General features: G+C 45.7%; 5 protein-coding genes. 4 read left to right on the top strand and 1 reads right to left on the bottom strand.

The genetic code is table 11. From position 1 onward, the window contains the following. The coding region (locus V5298_RS04235) for a M3 family metallopeptidase (protein WP_332930229.1) at positions 1–1075 on the bottom strand (1075 nt) is incomplete at its 3' end. A 399-nt stretch (positions 1076–1474) separates the two neighbouring features. On the opposite strand from V5298_RS04235, the gene V5298_RS04230 reads away from it, so the two are divergent. The 4 genes from V5298_RS04230 to V5298_RS04215 all read left to right on the top strand — a co-directional run. After that, positions 1475–2593, top strand: a complete 1119-nt coding sequence (locus V5298_RS04230; RefSeq protein WP_332930228.1) for a bifunctional tRNA (adenosine(37)-C2)-methyltransferase TrmG/ribosomal RNA large subunit methyltransferase RlmN — start codon at positions 1475–1477, stop codon at positions 2591–2593. A 26-nt stretch (positions 2594–2619) separates the two neighbouring features. After that, entirely contained in the window at positions 2620–3912 is a 1293-nt protein-coding gene (gene pilW / locus V5298_RS04225) for a type IV pilus biogenesis/stability protein PilW (protein WP_332930227.1), read from the top strand. Between the two features lie 17 nt (positions 3913–3929). Beyond that, complete coding sequence (locus V5298_RS04220; protein ID WP_332930226.1) at positions 3930–4937, top strand: RodZ domain-containing protein; 1008 nt, start codon at positions 3930–3932, stop codon at positions 4935–4937. Between the two features lie 2 nt (positions 4938–4939). Continuing rightward, positions 4940–5618, top strand: a 679-nt coding sequence (locus V5298_RS04215; RefSeq protein WP_332930225.1) for a flavodoxin-dependent (E)-4-hydroxy-3-methylbut-2-enyl-diphosphate synthase, incomplete at its 3' end; no start/stop codon positions are given.

The following is a 5618-nucleotide window of genomic DNA, read 5'->3' as shown; positions in this document are numbered from 1 at the left end:
CTTGAATGCCATCTGCATGCATTGCCGTTTCGATATCCTTGGCTTCTTGACGTGCTTTTTCCACGGCTTGGGGAGCTAAATCATCCAGCATTTTCAGGACGTTTTCTGGGTTTTTCGCCATTTGATTGGCGATTTTATACGATGCCCAGTTGGGGTATCCCAGCAGCTCAGCCTTCTTGGCTCGTAAGTGAGTCAGTTCAAGAATGACAGGATCGTTAGCGGCCTGCGCACGATTGGCCGATTTTTCCCAGATCTCTTTGCGTAATTCACGGTTGGAAAGATTGCGTAAAATAGGCTGTCTTGTGGTGTTAACCAAGGTAATCAGGTAGCCGTCTTTGCCGACCTCTTCGGCTGCAGATTTCAATCCGGCTTTATCGGTTTCAGACAAGCCAGCCAGTTTTCCTTCATCCGTTACCAAAATGGTATCGTTTTTAAATGATGCCAATATATTTTGCGAGAAGGTGGTGGTCAGTTTGGAAATTTTCCCGTTGATTTCTTTTACCTGAGCCTTTTGCTGATCGTTCAGGTTGGCACCGGCACGAACAAATTTCTCGTAATAAAATTCAGTGAGACGTTTGTCATCTTTAGAGAGGTTGTCTCTTTTGGCATAGACCGCTTTGACACGTTCAAATAAGGTACTATTTAAGTAAATTTGATCACTGTGCGCGGTGAGCTTTGGCGACATATCCGCTTCAATACGCTGGATTTCGTCGTTGGACACAATACTGGAAAGACCAAAGAAAATGGTCTCTACCCGTTTTAACAGTTCACCGCTCTTTTCAATTGCTAAAATGGTATTTTCAAAAGAGGGAGGCCCTTGATTATCAGTAATGGCCTTAATTTCTTCTGTTTGCTCTTGCATTCCTTGAACAAATGCAGGGACATAATCTTCAGTTTTGAATTTGTCGAATTCAGGCGCATGGTAGTCAAGGGTGCTGGGCTTTAACAGTGGGTTTTCTGTCTGCTGCATGGTGACTGAATCTGATGCTGTTTTCTCTTGCATTGATTGTTCCGCGCTACAACCGGTTAAGGAAAGCACAACAGCAACGGCGGTTGCCGTCAAGGATTTATTCATTAGGTACTCCATAAAGTATCGGGTGCATAGCCCGAAAGATGTTGTTTTAAAAGCGCTAAAAACTTAGCAATTAAAGGGTTAGATCTCAAGGACGGCGATCGCGAATACTCCGAGGTTTATCGAACTCTCAGTTAATGGATAGGGAAATCTCTTGTCATGTTGTTATCGGCTTTCTAACCACCTTGTCGTATGGTAGAATGTGCGGCTAAAATTTGCGCAGTTTCGCTTGCTTTCGATTAACTCGACTTTTTTTATAAAGGAGATAATCGATGTTTTCTACCTTACCTGACACCATCATCATGGAGGATTTATCCGCGTTTTCATCGCGTCGTCTGGTAGTGCCGTAAGCGTGACGGATTATATTCATTTTCAAGACAGAAATTAGGGTCATCGGCATTTATGGCAAAGACAAATCTTTTAAATCTAAACCGGGCGGGACTAAAAGCATTTTTCGCTGAATTAGGTGAAAAGCCTTTTCGTGCCGATCAGGTCATGAAATGGATTTATCAGCAGGGTGTCAGTGATTTTAATGAAATGACCAACCTGAATAAAAATCTGCGCCAAAAATTACTGGATCACGCTGAAGTGGTTGCGCCGGAAATTGCTTATTATCAGGAAGCCAGCGACGGGACGATTAAGTTCGCATTAGCGTTGGAAGGTGGGCAAGAAGTGGAATCTGTTTGGATCCCAGAAACAGAACGGGCAACCTTATGTGTTTCATCCCAAGTAGGTTGTGCTTTGGAATGTACCTTTTGCTCTACGGCGCAGCAAGGGTTCAATCGTAATTTGTCGGTCAGTGAAATTATCGGGCAAGTGTGGCGCGTGGCCACTTTCTTAGGCTTGTCTAAAGATACAGCTAAGCGACCCATTACCAATGTGGTTATGATGGGAATGGGCGAGCCGTTACTGAACCTTAAAAATGTGGTACCGGCAATGGATCTGATGATGGATGATTTTGGCTTCGGACTGTCAAAACGACGGGTCACGCTAAGTACCTCAGGGGTTGTACCAGCATTGGATAAATTGGGTGATCAAATTGACGTGGCGCTGGCCATATCCCTACATGCATCAAATGATACCCTGCGCAATGAAATTGTTCCGGTTAACAAAAAATACAATATCGAGATGTTTTTGGCCGCAGTACGCCGCTATTTGAGTAAATCGAAAGCCAATCAAGGTAAAGTCACGGTTGAATATGTGATGCTGTCAAACATCAACGATAGTACTGATCAAGCCCATGAGCTTGCTCAGGTGCTTAAAGACACGCCTTGCAAAATTAATCTGATTCCTTTTAATCCCTATCCGGGGTCGCCCTACTTGTGTTCAAGTAATTCCCGCATCGATCGGTTTGCCAAAGTGTTGATGGGGTACGGAATGACTGTGGTTGTGCGCAAAACCCGAGGTGACGATATTGATGCCGCATGTGGTCAATTAGTAGGCGATGTGGTGGACAGAACGAAAAGATTATTAAAGAAACAGATGAAAGGTGAAGCAATATCGGTAAAAATGGCACAATAGTGTAAAACAGAAAAGGTAGAAACTTCATGCGATTAGTTGTACTCGCAGTAGTCATTGTACTGACAGGATGTGTGAGCCAGAATTCCACTGGTAGTTTTCAAGGTGAAAAGTTTGATTTACAGGAAGCAGCAAAAACGCGCGTTTCTCTCGGGCTTACCTATTTAAAAAATGGGAATTATCAGCAAGCCAAGAAAAACTTGGATAAAGCGCTGACATTTGCTCCCCGCAATGCCGATGTCCATTATGCGTTAGCTTATTACTACCAGACGGTTGAAGAATGGGATCGCGCCGAGTCGTCCTATGAGGATGCTCTTAGATTAGCCCCTCGCGATGGCGATGTTGCTAACAGTTACGGTGCCTATTTGTGCCAACAAAAGCAGTACGATAAGGCCACCGTTTATTTCAAAAAAGCGCTGGATAATACGCAGTACGCTAATTCTGCACAAACCTATGAAAATATGGGTATTTGTGCCGAAGCACGTGGTGCTACGGATACAGCAATCAGTTATTTAAAAAGTGCACTAAATCATCAGCCGGGTCGTCCGAGCACCCTGTTTATGCTCACTGAACTTTATATCAAAACCCAACAGTGGGATGATGCTTCTGAGACATTACGTCGCTACGAAAAAGTGTCTAAAGTGACCCCAGAGTCTATCCAAATGGCCATCGAAATTGCTGAAGGGAAGGGCGAGGACGAGGTTGCTCAAGGTTATGGTGAAATGCTTATTTCTCTTTATCCCCACAGCCAGGCGGCAAAGGCGTTTATCGCTAAATTACAGGCTAAAGAACAACAAAGCAGTGTGGTTAAAAGAATTAAAGCGTTAAATGAAACGGCGGCTGCGGCGATGGATGAATCCTCTGCGCCAGACAATAACAATGCCGCTCAGCCCGATGAGGCCTCTGCGCCAGATAATAACAATGACGCGCAGCCTGATGAAGTGCCTGCAACAGCGAATAATACGACAACACAGACCGATCACCCTCCTGTGCCAGAGAAGCCGAATTCAATGATCCAGAATACGGCAAAACAAGGGGGGACAGACACTGCATCGGCTGCTGACTCGGCAGCGGACAGGGCGCCTGATTCATCAACACAATCCCCGTCGCCTTCATCGACCGCAGACGCCGTTGCAACAGACTTAAATAACAATGAAGAAAGTGCAGAAAGCCGTTACCATGTGGTTAAACGTGGTGAAAATCTTTATCGCATTTCGCTTCGCTATAACATTAAAATGGCGCGTTTGCTGGAGTGGAACAATATTGTTGATCCCAGTGAAATAGAAGTCGGAATGAAACTACGTCTAACACCGCCTCAATAATATTGACAGGTTATCGAATGAGTTCAAAAGAAAGTCAGGTTGAAGAACAACCGGTTCAGGATACGCCTACACCGGGAACTATGCTTCGCCAAGCCAGAGAAAGGTTGGGGTTAACCCAGCTTCAAATGGCGGAAAAGTTGTTTTTGAAAAAGCAAAATATCGAGGATATAGAGTCAGACCGTCTCGATGAAAATATGTCGGTGACTTTCGCCAAAGGTTACGTGCGTATGTATGCCAAACAAGTGGGCATCGATGATAATCTGGTGATCCTCGAATTTGAAAAAATCCATACAACAACCAAGCCGCCGGCAAAACTGCAGAGTTTTTCTCGTCGCGTAGCAAAACAAGCCCATGATGATCGCTGGATGATGGTGACATGGATAATTATTTTATTATTGCTCGCCGCATTTGTGGTGTGGTGGTATCAACAACCCGATGACAAAACGGCCTTAGTTGAAAACGAAACCACCACAACGACATCGGCTGCGGTAAAAGCGCTGACATCGGATACTGAAAATGTGGATACCGGTGATGCGGATACCAAGGTGAATGAGGCAGCGTTGTCTGCTGCTGATAAAGACGATGCCATAGAGAATGAAGCCCCCGCTAGCGAAGGGGAGGATTTATCAGTACAAGCAGAGACAGTTCAAAGTGATGCCTCTATACCCACTGATAGTGATAATTTACCTACACAGAGTGATATCACGAGTCAGGCCTCTGACAGTGATGTTGGTCAAGCTAATCCAGTACAAAGCGAAGAAAACAACCTGCAGGCAGAAGTCGTCGATGTGGTTTTTACCTTCGCTGAAGATTGCTGGGTAAATATTGAAGACGCCACTTCTGAAGCCATCGCCTATGGCGTTAAAACCGCAGGTCGGGTTATGCCTATCTCTGGTGTGCCACCGTTTAAGGTTACGCTAGGTGCGCCGGATGGCGTCAGTATTACCTATGATGGAGAAGCGGTAGATATTTCCCAATTTCAGGATGGACGCATTGCTCGTTTCTCGTTACCTATGCAGGACTGATCATGTTTACTGAAAACCCCATAACACGTCGTAAATCAACGCGTATTAACGTTGGTAGTGTGCCCATTGGCGATGGTGCTCCCATTGCGGTTCAGTCGATGACCAACACGCCGACCACAGACGTTGACGCTACTGTTGCCCAGATAAACCGTATTGTTGCGGTCGGTGGTGAAATTGTGCGCGTTTCTGTGCCCACCATGGATGCTGCAGAAGCGTTTAAAGCCATCCGCAAGCAGGTGAGTGTGCCGCTGGTGGCGGATATTCATTTCGATTATCGCATCGCCCTTAAAGTGGCAGAATATGGCGTCGATTGTTTACGCATTAATCCCGGTAATATCGGTAACATGGAACGGGTGAAGTCGGTTGTCGATTGTGCAAAAGATAAGGGTATTCCCATTCGTATTGGTGTGAATGGCGGCTCTTTAGAGCGCGATTTACAAGAAAAATACGGTGAACCCACCCCTGAAGCGCTGGTTGAATCTGCCATGCGTCATGTGGACATTTTAGATAAGCTAAACTTCGACCAATTTAAAGTCAGCGTGAAAGCCTCGGATGTATTTTTGGCGGTCGGCGCCTACCGGTTGCTGGCCCGTCAAATTGACCAGCCACTTCATTTAGGCATTACCGAAGCGGGCGGTCAGCGGGCCGGTGCGGTAAAAAGTGCGGTTGGTTTAGGCATGC

It is taken from the genome of Alteromonas sp. 14N.309.X.WAT.G.H12 (genome assembly GCF_036697315.1).
GTDB lineage: Bacteria > Pseudomonadota > Gammaproteobacteria > Enterobacterales > Alteromonadaceae > Alteromonas.
This window is presented reverse-complemented; position numbering and strand designations above follow the sequence as displayed.

What these genes read in the sequence shown, in the direction of transcription:
- V5298_RS04230 (WP_332930228.1), top strand. Translation starts at nt 1,475, where the DNA reads ATGGCAAAGACAAATCTTTTAAATCTAAACCGGGCGGGACTAAAAGCA.
- pilW (WP_332930227.1), top strand. Translation starts at nt 2,620, where the DNA reads ATGCGATTAGTTGTACTCGCAGTAGTCATTGTACTGACAGGATGTGTG.
- V5298_RS04220 (WP_332930226.1), top strand. Translation starts at nt 3,930, where the DNA reads ATGAGTTCAAAAGAAAGTCAGGTTGAAGAACAACCGGTTCAGGATACG.